This is a genomic window from Williamsia sp. z34, assembly GCF_059553395.1.
Map to the genome: position 1 here is coordinate 200,551 of NZ_JCANWW010000002.1, position 15,776 is coordinate 216,326.

Annotated in this window: 15 protein-coding genes; 11 read left to right on the forward strand and 4 right to left on the reverse strand. The window is 66.9% G+C overall.

Annotated elements, in window-relative coordinates; translation table 11 throughout:
* Positions 1 to 13 precede the first annotated feature (13 nt).
* Entirely contained in the window at positions 14 to 1,576 is a 1,563-nt protein-coding gene (locus tag AC51GT_RS05250) for a GAF domain-containing sensor histidine kinase (protein WP_496325466.1), read from the forward strand.
* Positions 1,577 to 1,581: 5 nt separating this feature from the next.
* Here AC51GT_RS05250 and AC51GT_RS05255 read toward each other — a convergent pair whose 3' ends face one another.
* Positions 1,582 to 2,244 (reverse strand): response regulator transcription factor, encoded by a 663-nt coding sequence (locus tag AC51GT_RS05255; protein WP_496325295.1) that lies wholly within the window; start codon positions 2,242 to 2,244, stop codon positions 1,582 to 1,584.
* Positions 2,245 to 2,343: 99 nt separating this feature from the next.
* On the opposite strand from AC51GT_RS05255, the gene AC51GT_RS05260 reads away from it, so the two are divergent.
* The 4 genes from AC51GT_RS05260 (at position 2,344) to AC51GT_RS05275 (ending at position 6,425) form a co-directional block, all read left to right on the forward strand.
* Positions 2,344 to 3,303, forward strand: coding sequence for an acyl-ACP desaturase (locus AC51GT_RS05260; protein ID WP_496328110.1), 960 nt, complete (start codon positions 2,344 to 2,346; stop codon positions 3,301 to 3,303).
* A complete protein-coding gene (locus AC51GT_RS05265) occupies positions 3,300 to 3,548 on the forward strand; it encodes a hypothetical protein (RefSeq protein ID WP_496328111.1) in 249 nt (82 codons plus the stop codon). The genes AC51GT_RS05260 and AC51GT_RS05265 overlap by 4 nt, the downstream gene beginning before the upstream one ends.
* Before the next feature lie 57 nt (positions 3,549 to 3,605).
* Positions 3,606 to 4,844, forward strand: a complete 1,239-nt coding sequence (gene cobA / locus AC51GT_RS05270) for a uroporphyrinogen-III C-methyltransferase (protein ID WP_496328112.1) — start codon at positions 3,606 to 3,608, stop codon at positions 4,842 to 4,844.
* A 75-nt stretch (positions 4,845 to 4,919) separates the two neighbouring features.
* On the forward strand, positions 4,920 to 6,425 hold the full coding sequence (locus AC51GT_RS05275) for an MFS transporter (protein ID WP_496328113.1): 1,506 nt from the start codon (positions 4,920 to 4,922) through the stop codon (positions 6,423 to 6,425).
* 17 nt (positions 6,426 to 6,442) lie between these two features.
* Here the strand turns inward: AC51GT_RS05275 and yaaA are convergent, their stop codons facing one another.
* Positions 6,443 to 7,186: a peroxide stress protein YaaA gene (gene yaaA / locus AC51GT_RS05280; protein ID WP_496328114.1), complete on the reverse strand. Its 744-nt coding sequence runs from the start codon at positions 7,184 to 7,186 to the stop codon at positions 6,443 to 6,445.
* A 96-nt stretch (positions 7,187 to 7,282) separates the two neighbouring features.
* Here yaaA and AC51GT_RS05285 point away from each other — a divergent pair, with 96 nt between their 5' ends.
* A complete protein-coding gene (locus AC51GT_RS05285; protein ID WP_496328115.1) occupies positions 7,283 to 9,022 on the forward strand; it encodes a proline--tRNA ligase in 1,740 nt (579 codons plus the stop codon).
* 46 nt (positions 9,023 to 9,068) lie between these two features.
* Here AC51GT_RS05285 and AC51GT_RS05290 read toward each other — a convergent pair whose 3' ends face one another.
* Positions 9,069 to 9,506: a ferritin-like domain-containing protein gene (locus AC51GT_RS05290; protein WP_496328116.1), complete on the reverse strand. Its 438-nt coding sequence runs from the start codon at positions 9,504 to 9,506 to the stop codon at positions 9,069 to 9,071.
* The gene (locus tag AC51GT_RS05295) at positions 9,503 to 10,030 is read right to left on the reverse strand and encodes a hypothetical protein (RefSeq protein ID WP_496328117.1); all 528 of its coding nucleotides are present in this window, start codon (positions 10,028 to 10,030) and stop codon (positions 9,503 to 9,505) included. Before AC51GT_RS05295 ends, AC51GT_RS05290 begins: the two co-directional genes overlap by 4 nt.
* A gap of 179 nt (positions 10,031 to 10,209) precedes the next feature.
* Here AC51GT_RS05295 and rimP point away from each other — a divergent pair, with 179 nt between their 5' ends.
* From rimP to AC51GT_RS05320, 5 genes are all read left to right on the forward strand, one after another.
* Entirely contained in the window at positions 10,210 to 10,794 is a 585-nt protein-coding gene (gene rimP / locus AC51GT_RS05300; RefSeq protein WP_496325286.1) for a ribosome maturation factor RimP, read from the forward strand.
* Positions 10,791 to 11,816 carry a transcription termination factor NusA gene (gene nusA / locus AC51GT_RS05305; protein WP_496325285.1) on the forward strand — a complete coding sequence of 342 codons (1,026 nt, stop codon included), beginning with the start codon at positions 10,791 to 10,793 and terminating at the stop codon, positions 11,814 to 11,816. The genes rimP and nusA overlap by 4 nt, the downstream gene beginning before the upstream one ends.
* Before the next feature lie 104 nt (positions 11,817 to 11,920).
* On the forward strand, positions 11,921 to 12,241 hold the full coding sequence (locus tag AC51GT_RS05310; RefSeq protein ID WP_496328118.1) for a YlxR family protein: 321 nt from the start codon (positions 11,921 to 11,923) through the stop codon (positions 12,239 to 12,241).
* Positions 12,242 to 12,321: 80 nt separating this feature from the next.
* Positions 12,322 to 15,309 (forward strand): translation initiation factor IF-2, encoded by a 2,988-nt coding sequence (gene infB / locus AC51GT_RS05315; protein ID WP_496328119.1) that lies wholly within the window; start codon positions 12,322 to 12,324, stop codon positions 15,307 to 15,309.
* 18 nt (positions 15,310 to 15,327) lie between these two features.
* Complete coding sequence (locus tag AC51GT_RS05320) at positions 15,328 to 15,618, forward strand: DUF503 domain-containing protein (protein WP_496328120.1); 291 nt, start codon at positions 15,328 to 15,330, stop codon at positions 15,616 to 15,618.
* The last annotated feature ends 158 nt before the right edge of the window (positions 15,619 to 15,776 follow it).

Sequence of the window (15,776 nt, forward strand, 5' to 3'; positions counted from 1 at the left end):
CGCCGGGGTCGACATGAGCGAGCTCCGTGACAGTCCGGTCGTCATGCGTGAGCTCCTCGAGGCCGTCCTGGCCGTGGGCAGCGGTCTCGATCTCGACGCCACCCTGCAGCGGATCATCAATGTGGCCGTGGATGCGCTGGACGCCCGGTATGGCGCGCTCGGTGTGCGCGGTGACGACGGACGGCTCTCGGCGTTTGTCCATACCGGCATCGAACCGCAGGTGCGGGCGACGATGGGGCACCTGCCGGTGGGTCGTGGTGTGCTGGGCCTGCTGATCAACCATCCGCAGGTGTTACGCATCGACGAGTTGGGTGCCCATCCGAGCGCGGTCGGATTCCCCGCCAACCATCCACCCATGGCGACCTTCCTCGGGGCGCCCATCATCGTGCGCGGGTCGGTGTTCGGCAGTATCTATCTCACCGAGAAGGTCACCGGCGGCGGATTCAACGAAGCCGACGAGGTGGCCGTCCGGGTGCTCTCGGCCGCGGCCGGTGTGGCGATCGACAACGCCCGGTTGTTCGAGAGCGCACGCACCCGGGAACGGTGGATGCGGATGCTGGCTCGACGGGGCGCCGGACCGCTCGTCGGAGCCGCGCTCGAGGACACACTGACCTCGCTGGCCGACGATCTCGCGGATCTGGCCGGGGCCACAGACGTTTTCATGGTGGGTACCGACGACAACCGTGCGACTGTTCTGGCGCACACCGGCGAACCCCCGCGCCTGGGTGCTTTCGAGCTGGGGCAGTTCGCCGGCCTCGAGGTCGCCCCGGCAAGCGAAATCCCGGCACCGCTGGTGCGCGGCGGCGCGGCGTGGGTGAGCATGGTGCCGCTGCTGCGCTCCGGAGGGCGTCTCGGCGTGATGATGCTGACCCACGCCGAGCGCCCGATCTGGGCCGAGGAGGAGGAGTCCGGTCTGATCGCCACGGCCGACATCGCCTCGATGGCACTGGCTTACGATCAGCAGCAGGCGGTGACCCGGCAGATGCACATGCTCACCGATCGTCACCGGATCGCCCGGGACCTGCATGATCATGTGATCCAGCGGCTGTTCGCGATCGGGATGTCGTTGCAGTCGTTCTCGGCCCGGAGCGGGGGAGATGGACAGCTCAGTCAGGCGATCGTCGACCTGGATCGGACCGTCGAGCAGATCCGGACGGCGATCTTCGATCTCAACACCTCGGGGGAGGGTGCCCAGGATTCGGCCACGCTGCGGCGCCGGGCATTGGACATCGTCACCGAGTTGTCTGCTCACGCGCCGATCTCACCGTCGGTGCGTTTCGCCGGACCCGTCGACACGCTGGTGCCCTCGCGGCTCGACGGACATATCGAAGCTGTTCTGCGCGAAGGTATTTCGAACGCACTGCGGCATTCGAAGGCGGACCGGATCGACGTCCTGGTTTCCGCGGACGAAGTGTTGAGCATCTCCATCACCGACAACGGGGTGGGGATCGGTACGACCGTGACCCACAGCGGATTGAACAATCTCGCGCGACGGGCCGAACAGAACGACGGCACATTCGCCATCTCCGACACGCCCGGAGGCGGGACCACCATCACCTGGACGGTACCGCTGTAACTCCGCTAGGACTGACGGCTGCGCTCGGTCTTCTCCTTCAACTTGGTGGCCATCACGGCCACCTGGGTCCGCCGCTCGAGATCGAGTTTGGCGAGGATCCGGGAGACGTAGTTCTTGATCGTCTTCTCGGCGAGGAACATCTGCTCGGCGATCTGGCGGTTGGTCATCCCTTCGCCGACAAGTGCGAACACCTCCCGCTCCTGGCCGGTCAACTCGGCGAGCGGATCGGTGCCGTTGCCATCGGCCCGCAGCTTGGCCATCAACGCCGCGGTGCTCCCGGCGTCGAGCAGCGAGCCACCGGTGCCGACCGTGCGCACCGCGGCCACCAGGTTGTGCCCGAGGATCTGCTTGAGCACGAACCCCGCGGCGCCGGCCATCACCGCCGCGAGCAACGCCTCGTCGTCGGCGTAGGAGGTGAGCATCAGGCACTGCACCGACGGTGTGGCACTGCGTATTTCGCGACACAATTCGACGCCGTTGCCGTCGGGGAGGCGGACGTCGAGGATGGCCACGTCGGGTACTGCGGCAGCGATCGCGACCAATGCCTCACTGACAGTTGAGGCCTCACCGACCACCTCGATGTCCTCGGCCGTCCCGAGGAGGTCGCGGAGTCCGCGGCGTACCAGTTCGTGATCATCGACCAGGAACGCCCTGATTTTCGCCGTCATGGATTCCAAAGTACCGCACCACAAACGAGGCGATGGCCCCGGTGAACAGGGACTTTCGACCCACGCGCAGTGTGGGTGTCCGGGAGCACACTCGATTGTATGAAAACGATGTCCGGGTCAGATCTGCTGCGCGAGTTGTTGCCCGTCTGCGAAGAAGAGGTCGACCGGCATCTGGCGATGTCCAAGGATTGGCACCCCCACGACCTCGTGCCCTGGGATCAGGGACAGAACTTCGCCGCACTCGGTGGAACCGATTGGGACCCGAGCCAGTCCTCGTTGGACGAGACGGCCAAGGCGGCGATGTTCACCAACCTGCTGACCGAGGACAACCTGCCGTCCTATCACCGGGTGATCGCCCAGAACTTCACCCTCGACGACGCCTGGGGTTACTGGGTGGGGCGGTGGACCGCAGAAGAGAACAAACACAGCGTGGTGATGCGCGACTACCTGGTCGTCACCCGCGGTATCGATCCGGTGGCACTGGAAGAAGCCCGCATGATCCACATGACCCAGGGCTTCAACCCGATGCCCACCGATGACGGGAATCGAGATCGGTCCTCCGACATGCTGTTCGCGGTGGCCTACGTCACTTTCCAGGAACTGGCGACCCGGGTCTCGCACCGCAACACCGGCAAGGCGTGCGGTGACCCGATCGCAGATCGGATGCTGGCGCGGGTGGCCGCGGACGAGAACCTGCACATGCTGTTCTACCGGAACATCGTCGCCGGGGCCCTCGACCTGACGCCCGATCAGACCATCAAGGCAATCCACCTGGTGTTGTCGATGTTCCAGATGCCCGGTGCCTCGATGCCCGGCTTCCGCCGCAACGCGATGCTGATCGCCAAAGCCGGTATCTACGACCTTCCACAGCACCTACACGAGGTCGTCGAACCGGTCCTGCGTAAATGGAACATCTTCGAGCGCACCGATTTCGGTCCGGAAGGCGAACGCACCCGCGACGAGCTGGCCGCGTACCTCGACGACCTGCACGGCAAAGTCGACCGATTCGAACGATCGCGGGCACGCATCCTCGCCCGCGAGGAACGGGCAGCGTCGTGACCGTCGAGAACGTCGGTCAGCGCCAGGTGCCGTTCGATGCGGTGATCTCGATGGCCGAAGCCGCACATTGCGGGAACATCAGCTGGTGGAACCAGATCCGTGCCGTAGCCGCGGACAGTACCGAGACCGAATACCTCGCCTCGCGCATGCTGGCCCGGCTGATCGCCGCGGCCGCGCATCGGCAGGGGATACCCACCGCCGACGTGTGGGCGCGGATCCGCCAGACCGGGGAACTACCCCTGTAGTCCGGCTCGGGTATGTCCAGATCGGCCGGTCATCCGGGCCCACAGTACGGTCTACGCATGACCGAATCGACAGCCGAGATGGGCCACGACCATTATCTGGTCGGGCTGAATCTTGTTGGCAGGCGGGTGGTGATCATCGGCGGGGGTTCGGTGGTCCAGCGCCGACTCGGCACTTTGGCCGACAGCGGCGCCGACATCCACGTGATCACGCCGGAGGCCACCCCCACGGTGGAGTCCTTCCCCGGGATCACCCTGCACCCTCGTCCCTATGAACCCGGTGACCTCGAGGACGCCTGGTACGTCCTGGCCTGTACCGACGACGCGGACGTCAATGCCGCTGTGGTCGCCGAGGCGGAGCAGCGCCGGATCTTCTGTGTCCGAGCCGACGACGCCCGCCACGGCACCGCTGTCACCCCCGCCTCGTTGCGCCACGACAACCTCACGATCGGTGTCCTGGCGGCCGGCGATCATCGCCGATCCGCAGCCGTGCGCACCGCGATCGCTTCGGCACTCGGCGGTCGAGAGCTCGGTGCGGCCGGACTCGAAGCGGCGGCCCAGGAACGGCAACCCGCCGGTGTGGCGCTGGTCGGTGGCGGTCCCGGCGACCCGGATCTGATCACCGTGCGCGGACGACGGCTGCTCGCCGCCGCCGATGTCGTCGTCGCCGACCGGCTCGCGCCGCCGGCACTGCTCGCCGAACTCGGGCCCCACGTCGAGATCATCGATGCCGCGAAGGTGCCCTACGGCCGCGCGATGAAGCAGGAGGCCATCAACGACGTCCTCATCGACCGCGCCAAGGCCGGAAAGTTCGTGGTCCGGTTCAAAGGCGGCGATCCGTATGTCTACGGTCGCGGGTTCGAGGAACTCGAAGCCTGTGTTGCCGCCGGCGTCCCGGTCACCGTGGTCCCCGGGATCACCAGCGCCATCGCCGGACCGTCGGCGGCCGGCATCCCGGTGACCCACCGCGGCGTGACCCACGAGGTCGTGGTCGTCTCCGGACACATACCGCCCGACCATCCCGACTCCCTGGTGAACTGGCCGGCCCTGGCCCAGATGCGGGGGACCATCGTCCTGATGATGGCCGTCGAACGGCTGGACATCTTCGCCGACGCGCTGATCGACGGCGGTCGTGACGCATCCATCCCGGTCGCCATCATCGAAAATGCCACGCTGAGCAGTCAGCGGGTTGTTCGCACCAGGCTCGGAGATGCTGCGGTGGATGCAAAGAACGCACGGGTCCGGCCACCCGCGATCGTCGTGATCGGACCGGTCGCCGGTTTCGAAGCGGCGCTGTGAGTGAGGCGATCCATCGTGCGATCGTTACAACCATGATTGTGAAGCGGGAGTCGGTCACCGGTAGCCTCGATCCCCATGACCTCATCACCAGCCGTGGGCGCTGACATCGGCCAGACCCGGGTATGGGGCCCGCAGATCGCCGTGCTGGGCGGGATGCAGTTGCTGGTCGTGCTCGACGGCACGGTTGCCGCGCTGGCGCTCCCGAGAATCCAGAACGCGTTGGGCCTGTCGGACAGCGGTGGCGCCTGGATCATCACCGCCTATGTACTGGCCTTCGGTGGCCTGATGCTGCTCGGTGGGCGGCTCGGTGACACCTTCGGCCGCAAGCGCATGTTCGTCGCCGGTGTGGCCGCGTTCACCGTCACCTCGCTGCTCTGTGGCCTGGCCTGGGATCCGATCAGCCTGATCATCGGGCGTGCCTTGCAGGGTGCGTCGGCCGCGGTGGCCGCCCCGACCGCGATGGCGCTGGTCGCGACCACCTTCGCGCCCGGCAAGCCGCGAAATCAGGCGTTTGCGGTGTATGCGGCGATGACCGGCATCGGATCGGTCGCCGGCTTGATCGCCGGCGGTGTGCTCACCGAACTCTCCTGGCGGCTGGTGTTCCTGATCAACGTGCCCATCGGCCTGCTGGTCGTGCTCGGGGCCGCCATGTGCCTGCGTGAATCGCAGGGCGAGCGGATGTCCCTCGATGTCAAGGGCGCGGTCCTGGCCACCCTCGGCTGCACCCTGGTCGTCCTGGCGGTGAACGAGGGACCGGGCGGCTGGCTGCGCCCGGTGGTGGTGATCCCGCTCGTCGTCGGCCTGGCCTCGTTGATCGCGTTCGTATTCGTCGAACGCCGCGCCGAGAACCCGATCCTGCCGTTCTCACTGTTCGCCAACAGCAGCCGGGTGGCGGCGCTCGTCGCGATCCTCCTGGCCGGGGCCATCATCATGTGTATGGCGGTGTTCATCTCGCTGTACCTGCAGGGAATCCTGCAGTACTCGCCGATCCAGAGCGGTATGGCAGTGGTGCCGTTCGCCTTCGGACTCGGCACCGCGGCGGCCATCGCCTCCAAACTCGCACTCCGATACCAGCCGCGTTGGCTGGTCCTGTTCGGCGGTGTGGTCGTGGTGGCCGGCTGCGCGTATGCGGCGAGTATCGCCCGCGATGCCCCCGCTTACTTCCCACACATCTTTGTCCCGGTCGTGGTGATCGGCGCCGGTGTCGGTATGGCCGTCATCCCGCTCACCCTGTCCGTCGTGGCCGGTGTCGGCCCCAACGAGATCGGACCGCTGACCGCACTTGCCCAGGTGGCCCAGAACCTCGGCGGAGCGATCGCGCTGGTCGCCGTCGGCGCGATGGTGACCAGCCGCACCTTGTCCGAGGGCGGCACCACCGGACCGGTGGACCAGATGAACGCGAGCGAGCTCGACGCATTGGCCAGCGGCTACGGACTGGCGTTTGTCTGCTGCGCGCTGATCGCCGTGGCGGCCGGCATCGTCGTGCTGTTCATGCGCTTCACCCCGGAGGACGTGGCCGAGGGCCAGGCGGCGCAAGAAGTCGCCCATACCTCGGGCGAACCCGACGAGTGGACGGCCTAGTCCGAGGGGGTGCCCGGTCAGTCCGTGAGGATGATCAGCTCGCGGTCCGAGCTGATCTCGGCGCGCTGACCGCCCGCGACGGCCACCGCGGCCAGAGAGTTGACGTCCCGCAGCTGCTTGCGTGAACCGAGCAGCGAACGCGTCAGCACACCCTTGTGATGCTTGTTGAAGTGGCTGACCACCGTGCGGGTGCCGTTGGCGTTCTCGGTCAGCACGGTCACGGTGATGGCATCGGGTATCGGACCCAGTTGCTGATAGCCGCCCGACCGCAGATCGACGATCAGGTCTTCCCCCAGCCCGACGAGTGCGTCGGTCAGGGCGGGTTTCCAGGTGGCGGCGAGGGTTCCGAATCCCGGGAGCTTCGATCCGGCCGACAACCGGTACGCAGGGATCGGGTCGGTGGCCCGCACCACACCGAACAAGGCAGATCCGATCGCGAGCCGGTCGGCGGCCTTGCCCTTCGCGGCCCGGGTCAGCGACTTGTAGTCGAGGGCGTCGAACAACACACCGGTGTACCGCTCGATCGCCGGGCGGGTGGGACTGGTCCACAACTGGGCGTTGCGCTCGATCTCGTCGAACTGGGAAACGCCGAGCCCCAACGCTTTCTGACTCGCAGCCGGGTCGCCGGCCAGGGTCACCAGTGCGTCGGCGATCTTGCGACGCAGCGGTGTCAGTGAGGGCAGCGACAGCAGGTCGAGGTCGAGGGGAGCACCACGACCGCCTGCGGCCTTGGTCTCGGAGGGGGGCAGCACGATCAACACAGTGATAGACCGTATCGCTCCACCCCGGCCACCGACCAAACCCGGTCTGGTCACAGGGATGCGGCGCGTAGTCGGCACAAGGATAAGGTGTCTGACGTGATCACACGCATGTCGACCCTTTTCCTGCGCACTCTGCGCGACGATCCCGCCGACGCCGAGGTGCCCAGCCACCGGTTGCTGGTCCGCGCCGGATATGTCCGTCGCGTCGCCCCCGGTGTCTACAGCTGGCTGCCACTCGGACTGAAGGTGCTGCGCCGGGTCGAGGCCGTCGTCCGCGAGGAGATGGACAACATCGGCGGCCAGGAGATCTCCTTGCCGGCCCTGCTGCCGCGCGAGCCCTACGAGACCACCGGACGGTGGACCGAATACGGCGACGCGCTGTTCCGCCTCAAGGACCGCAAGGGCGCCGACATGCTGCTCGGACCCACCCACGAGGAGCTGTTCGCCCAGTTGGTCAAGGGCGAGTACTCGTCCTACAAAGACCTGCCGCTGACGATCTATCAGATCCAGACCAAGTACCGCGACGAAGAGCGTCCCCGCGCCGGCATCCTCCGCGGACGCGAGTTCATCATGAAGGACTCGTACTCGTTCGATCTGGATCTCGACGGTGCCAAAGCGTCCTACGACGCGCACCGCGAGGCCTACCAGGAGATCTTCCGCCGGCTTCAGGTCAAGTACGTGATCGTCGCCGCCACGTCCGGTGCGATGGGCGGATCGGCGTCAGAAGAGTTCCTGGCCGAGAGCGAGGTGGGCGAGGACACCTACGTACGCAGCCCCGAGTCGGGCTACGCGGCCAACGTGGAGGCCGTCGTCACCCCGGCGCCCCCGGCGCTGCCGATCGAGGGTCTGCCCGCGGCCACCGTGTACGACACCGGCAACACGCCGACCATCGACACCCTGGTCGCCTGGGCACAGGAGACCTTCCCGGACCGGGGCTTCACCGCCGCCGACACGCTCAAGAACGTCGTGGTGAAGTTGCATCACCCCGACGGCGAGACCGAACTGCTCGCGATCGGGATCCCCGGCGACCGTGAGGTCGACATGAAGCGGCTCGAAGCCGCGGTGGAGCCGGCCGGCGTCGAGATGATCGGCGATGCCGACTTCGCGGCCAACAACTTCCTGGTCCGTGGCTACATCGGTCCGAAGGGGCTGCAGGCAGGCGGTGTCCGCTACCTCGTCGATCCGCGGGTCGTCGACGGCACCGCATGGATCACCGGTGCCGATGAACAGGGCAAGCACGTGATCGACCTGGTTGCCGGACGCGACTTCGTCCCCGACGGCACCATCGAGGCCGCCGAGGTGCGCGACGGCGACCCGTCACCCGACGGCGTCGGTACCCTCGTGGCCGCCCGCGGCATCGAGATCGGTCACATCTTCCAGCTCGGCACCAAGTACACAGACGCCTTCGAGGTCGACGTCCTCGGCGAGAACGGCAAGCCGGTCCGCCTGATCCAGGGTTCGTACGGCGTGGGTGTCTCGCGGATGGTTGCCGTCATCGCCGAGCAGCAGCACGATGAGAAAGGCCTGCGCTGGCCGAAGTCGGTGGCGCCGTACGACATCCACCTCGTGATCGCGAACAAGGACGAGCAGGCCTGGGCCGGTGCGCAGAGTCTCGCCGCCGAACTCGATGCCGCCGGGATGTCCGTGCTGCTCGACGATCGCAAGGCCAGCCCCGGCGTGAAGTTCAAGGACGCCGAACTGCTCGGCATGCCGGTTGTCGTGGTGGTCGGCCGGGGATGGGCCAACGGCACCGTCGAGATCCGTGACCGGTTCACCGGCGAGGCGATCGAGGTCGCCTCGGACTCCGCGGTCGAGGTACTGCTCGCCAACCGCTGATAGATCTTCCACGACTCGGCCCGGTCTGTGACCGGGCCGAGTTGCGTTACGTTGGGTCTCCGCCTGGCAGGGCGATGGTTGCCGGTGAGATCCGGAGGACCACACGCCAATTCGCCGCCCGCAGGGCGCTGTCGGTCAGTCCGCGAAGGCCGAGCCCGCGGTTGTCCGCAGCGTCGGCCCGCTCGAGCAGGCCGCGATAGGACACGGCGCAGTCCTCTTCGGCCGCCAGTGCGACCGTCAGCGCCGACACCGGATCGGTGACCGCGACGGGCAGGTTGTACCCGGCCGCCGCCGGCGGCACCGGCGCCTTCGCCGTGGTCAGGGCCGCCTCCAATTCGGTCCGCAGTGCGCGGTGCTGCGCGGTGTACTCGCTGATCGCCTGCTCGCGGGCGGGCGCCGCATAGGCCGCGACAACGCCGTAGGTGAAGATCGCAGCGTTCTCCGCGGCCAGGGCGACCGTGAGCGCATCGGTGGTTGTGGTCATGAAAGCTGCACCGCCGCAAGAGTTGTGGTTCCGGCACTGATCGACCCGAGGAGGCCGGCGACGTAACCGTCGAGTTCGACGGCCAGGCTACCGGCGGAGTTCGCAGAGGCCGTGAGCTGTGTCCGGAGTTCTTCGATGGTCGGTGGTGTCACCACAGGGGCCGGGGTGGCAGAACTCGACGCGGTCTGTGCCCGGCCGGAATCGAGTCGGGTGATCTCGTCGGTCAGAGCGATCGAATGCGCTGTCCGCTGCTCGGCGATGACCGTCAGTGCCGCGGCCCGATCCGGGTTCAGCGCGATCGCGGCCGACGCGGCAGCGGCGTCGGTGTTGGCCGCGGTGACCTGTGGCAGTAGTTGGTCGGCGAGTCGTTGCTTCGCGGTCGTCCCGGAGTCCGAACCGCAGGCCGCGAGCGCGGAGATCGCCGTCGCACCCGCAGCGAGCGCCACTGCCGATTGCAGGAATGTGCGGCGGGAGGGCGTGATTCCCCGAATGCCGTCTGATGCCGAAACTTCACTGACCGTCACAACGGTCATAGTGCCAGCCCGGGTGGGCGGGGGCCGACCGGCGCGCACCGCTCGGCGGTTCGTGACCGACTGTGGCCCATTCGTCACCTGATGGCGCAGTCGATGGTCAAGGACAGGCATCCGGTGGCGTTAAGCTGTTGGGAGTAAAGACCTGACAACTGCACATGGAGGAGACACCGATGCCCGGGGCAATCGACCACGAACGGATCAGTGGACTGATCGAACCGGTGGTCACCGACAAGGGATACGACGTCGAGGAACTTTCGGTGGTGGCAACCGGCCCCGAGAACCTGGTGAAGTTGGTCGTCGATCGCGATGGCGGAGCCTCACTCGATGAACTGGCCGAGCTGAGCCGCTCGATCTCGACGATCCTCGACGGCACGGACGACGAGTCCGGTGCGGAGTCCGAAGACGCATTGGCGGCATGGCCGACTTACACACTCGAAGTCACCTCGCCGGGTGTTGACCGCCCGTTGACCGAACCGCGTCACTGGCGCCGCGCCGCGGGCCGCAAGGTGGTGGTCGATCTCATGGCCGATCCGCCTGAGCGCGTCGCCGGCCGGATCGGGGCACTCGACGACGAGCAGTCGACCGTGCAGCTGGTCACGAAGACAAGTAAGGGTTTCGCCACCACGACGGTGGCATTGGCATCAGTACGCAAAGCGTTTGTACAGGTCGATTTCGGTGAGCCCAGCGCTGCCGAACTCGAGGTGTGCGGTCTTGATCCCGAGCAGATCGAGGCCAGAAGGAAAGGGAACAAATGAATATCGACATTGCCGCGCTTCGTATGATCGAGGCCGAAAAGGGCATCACGATCGATGCCGTCATCGAAACCATCCAGTCGGCATTGCTGACGGCCTACCGGCACACCGACGGGTTTGCGCCCCACGCGTACATCGACGTCGATCGCAAGTCCGGCAAGGTCCGCGTGATGGCCCAAGAGCGTGACGCCGACGGCAACGTCATCTCCGAATGGGACGACACCCCCGAGGGTTTCGGGCGCATCGCCGCCACCACCGCCCGCCAGGTGATCCTTCAGCGTCTACGGGATGCCGAGCACGACAAGAACTTTGGCGAATTCTCCACGCATGAGGGCGAGATCGTCGGCGGTGTGGTCCAGCAGGACGCGCGGGCCAACGCCCGCGGCATGGTGGTCGTGCGCATCGGCAGTGAGGCCACCGGACAAGAGGGTGTACTGCCGCCGGCCGAACAGGTGCCCGGTGAAACCTACGTGCACGGCGAGCGGATCAAGTGCTACGTCGTCGGCGTCGCCCGCGGATCCCGCGGTCTGCAGATCACGCTTTCACGTACGCATCCCAACCTCGTCCGCAAACTCTTCGCCCTCGAGGTCCCCGAGATCGAGGACGGGTCTGTCGAGATCGTGGCGGTGGCCCGCGAAGCCGGTCACCGCTCGAAGATCGCCGTCCACACCGGGGTCCCCGGTCTGAACGCCAAGGGTGCCTGCATCGGGCCGATGGGGCAGCGGGTGCGCAACGTGATGAGCGAACTCGCGGGCGAGAAGATCGACATCATCGACTACGACAACGACCCGGCGGTGTTCGTCGGCAACGCGTTGTCGCCGTCGAAGGTGGTTTCGGTCACAGTCGTCGATCCGGTGGCCAAGGCCGCCCGCGTCGTGGTGCCCGACTACCAGTTGTCGCTGGCCATCGGCAAGGAAGGGCAGAACGCACGCCTGGCTGCCCGCCTGACCGGATGGCGCATCGACATCCGCAGCGACGCCCAGACCGACGAGGATGCGGAGCCTTCTGCGGCAGGTGCGAGCTGAGCGGACACGCGCTGAGACGGGTGTCATTAGCATCTGACTCGCTGCGGACGGTAGACTCACCGGTGGTCCACAGTGATCCTTCGCGCCACCGCGAAAATCTGCCGATGCGTACGTGCATCGGATGTCGACAGTGTCACCCGGCCGCCGAACTCGTTCGGTTGGTCGTGCGGCGCGACAACAGTGACAAGGTGGTCGTGATCGACCATCGGAAGACCATGCCAGGGCGCGGCGCCTGGCTGCATCCGGATCCCGATTGCTTGGGAACCGCGATTCAGCGCAAGGCCTTCGCCAGGGCATTTCGGATCGGCGGGTTGACCGTCGACTCCGATCTACTGGGTCGAGAAATCGAATCGGTAGCCAAACAGAGAGGTCGACACCAGTCGGCCACTAAGGAACAGGTAGCAGAAGACATGAGCACACCGTGAAGTTCTTGCGATGAGCACGTTTCGGACGTAAACCGAGGTCGTAGCGGGCAATGCCGCTCGACCTCCAAGTGAGGAGAGCAGTGGCAGGCAAGGCCCGCGTGCATGAATTGGCCAAAGAACTGGGAGTGACGAGCAAGGAAGTGCTTGCACGTCTCAGTGAGCAAGGCGAGTTCGTAAAATCTGCGTCGTCGACCGTTGAGGCCCCCGTGGCCCGGCGACTTCGCCAGTCCTTCCCAGGACAGGACGGCCCCACCGGTAACACCGGAGGGCAGCCAGCAACCGCCGGAGGCAACGCCCCGGCCGGTAAACCATCACAGGCAAAACCGGGCGGAGCCCGTCCCGGACCGGTATCCACCAGCAATGCAGGTGCAGGTGCAGGTGCTCCGGCAGCACCGTCCACCGGCGCCAAGCCCGGTGCACGGCCGACTCCCGCGCCGAAGGCAGCTCCGACCCCGGCCCCGCGCCCCGCTGCGCAGGCTCCGGCCCCGTCGAAGCCCGTCTCGAGCGCACCGGCGCCGAGTGCACCCGCACCGGCTGCTCCGAAGAGCACACCGGCTCCAGCTGCGCCCGAGGCCCCGGCCGCCGCAGCAGCAGCAGCCCCGGCCGCGACACCTCCGGCACGTCCGGCTCAGGCGCCGCGTCCCGGTGGCCCCAAGCCCGGCCCGCGTGCCCCGCGCGTCGGCAACAACCCTTATTCGAGTGCAGCACCGGTCGAACGCCCCGCTTCGCGTCCGGCACCGGGTGCCGGCGGACCCCGCCCAGGCGGGGGCCAGCGTCCCGGCCCAGGTGCAGGTGCAGGTGCCGGCGGTGGCCGACCGGCTCCGGGTCAGGGCGGTCCCCGTCCCGCACCCGGTCAGGGCGGACCCCGTCCCAGCCCCGGTAGCATGCCTCCTCGCCCCAACCCGGGTGCGATGCCGGCCCGTTCGGCTCGCCCCAGCGGTCCCGGAGGACCCGGCGGCGCACGTGGTGGACCCGGCGGAGGCCGCGGTGGACCCGGTGGCGGCGGCGGTCGTCCCGGTGGTGCCGGTGGTGGCGGTGGCTACCGCGGTGGCGCAGGCGGCGGCGGCGGAGCTCCGACCGGTGCTCCGACCGGTGGCCCTCCCGGTGGATTCCGGGGTCGTCCCGGTGGCGGTGGCCGTGGTCGTGGCGGCGCAGCCGGCGCGTTCGGTCGTCCCGGTGGTGCAGTTCGTCGTGGACGCAAGTCGAAGCGGGCAAAACGCGCCGAGTACGAGAGCATGCAGGCTCCCGCAGTCGGCGGCGTCCGGTTGCCACGTGGCAACGGCGAAACGATTCGCCTTGCCCGTGGAGCCTCGCTCTCCGATTTCGCGGACAAGATCAACGCGAACCCGGCAGCACTTGTGCAGGCCTTGTTCAACCTCGGCGAGATGGTCACGGCGACCGAGTCGGTCAACGACGAGACGCTGGAGCTGCTCGGCGGCGAGATGAACTATGTCGTCCAGGTCGTCAGCCCGGAAGACGAGGATCGCGAACTGCTCGACTCCTTCGACCTCACCTATGGCGAGGACGCGGGCGGCGAGGAAGATCTCGAGCAGCGTCCGCCGGTGGTGACCGTCATGGGTCACGTCGATCACGGTAAGACCCGACTGCTCGACACGATCCGTAAGGCCAACGTCCGTGAGGGCGAGGCCGGTGGCATCACCCAGCACATCGGCGCCTACCAGGTCCTCACCGAACTGGACGGCAACGAGCGACTGGTTACCTTCATCGACACCCCCGGTCACGAGGCGTTCACCGCCATGCGTGCCCGTGGTGCGAAGGCCACCGACATCGCGATCCTCGTGGTCGCAGCCGACGATGGCGTCATGCCGCAGACGGTCGAGGCGATCAACCACGCACAAGCGGCCGACGTGCCGATCGTCGTGGCGGTCAACAAGATCGACAAGGAAGGCGCCGATCCGCAGAAGATTCGTGCCCAGCTCACCGAATACGGGCTGGTTGCCGAAGACTTCGGTGGCGAGACGATGTTCGTCGACATCTCGGCCAAGCAGGGCACCAACATCGACGCACTGCTCGAAGCAGTGCTGCTGACCGCGGATGCCTCGCTCGACCTGCGGGCCAACCCGGACATGGACGCCCAGGGTGTTGCCATCGAGGCGCACCTCGACCGCGGCCGTGGACCGGTGGCCACCGTGCTCATCCAGCGCGGAACGCTGCACGTCGGCGACTCGATCGTGGCCGGCGACGCCTACGGACGCGTCCGTCGGATGGTCGACGAGCACGGCGAAGACGTCACCGCGGCCACCCCGTCGCGCCCCGTCCAGGTCATCGGCTTCACGTCGGTCCCCGGCGCAGGTGACAACCTGCTCGTGGTCGACGAGGACCGGATCGCCCGGCAGATCGCGGATCGCCGCAATGCGCGTAAGCGCAACGCGCTGGCCGCACGCAGCCGCAAGCGGATCAGCCTGGAAGATCTGGATTCGGCACTGAAGGAGACTTCACAGCTGAACCTGATCCTCAAGGGTGACAACTCGGGAACCGTGGAAGCCCTCGAAGAGGCCCTCATGGGCATCGAGATCGACGACGAGGTGCAGTTGCGCGTCATCGACCGCGGTGTCGGTGGCGTCACCGAGACCAACGTCAACCTGGCGTCGGCGTCGAACGCGATCATCATCGGGTTCAACGTCCGGGCCGAGGGCAAGGCGACGGAGCTGGCGAACCGTGAAGGCGTGGACATCCGGTACTACTCGGTGATCTACCAGGCCATCGACGAGATCCAGAGCGCCCTCAAGGGTCTGCTCAAGCCGGTCTACGAAGAGGTCGAGCTGGGTCGGGCCGACATCCGGGCGATCTTCCGGTCGTCCAAGGTCGGTAACATCGCCGGTTGTCTGGTCACCTCGGGAATCATGCGGCGCAACGCCAAGGCGCGTCTGCTGCGTGACAACAAGGTCATCGCCGAGAACCTCACCATCACCTCGCTCAAGCGCGAGAAGGATGATGTCACCGAGGTTCGCGACGGTTACGAATGTGGTCTGACGATCTCGTACAACGACATCAAGGTCGACGACGTGATCGAGAGCTACGAGTTGCGGGAGAAGGCACGGGACTGATCGTCCCGGCAGGCTGAGATGTTCGTCGGTTCACTGGAAATCGACCTACTTCTCGGCGACATCCACTCACTCAAGCAGAAGCGCTCAGTGGTGCGACCAATCGTCGCATCACTGGCGCGTCTGCGGGTGTCGGTCGCCGAGGTGGACGATCACGACCTTCACCGCCGTGCCCGGATCGGGGTCGCCGCAGTTGCCGGCGACTCCCGGCACGTCGGCGAGGTGCTCGATGCCTGCGAGGCGTTGGTCTCGGGTCGCCCCGAGATCGAAGTACTGTCGGTTCGACGCACCGTTCGCGGCAGCGACGATTGAAACCGTTCGCGGCAGCGACGATTGAAACCGTTCGCGGCAGCGACGATTGAAAGTGCTCGCGGCAACGACGCCCGGCGATGTCGTTGCGGTACGACCGATTGCGGATGAGAGACAATGGGTGGTCCGGCCGGCGGCCGGATACACCGGAAATCAGGAGA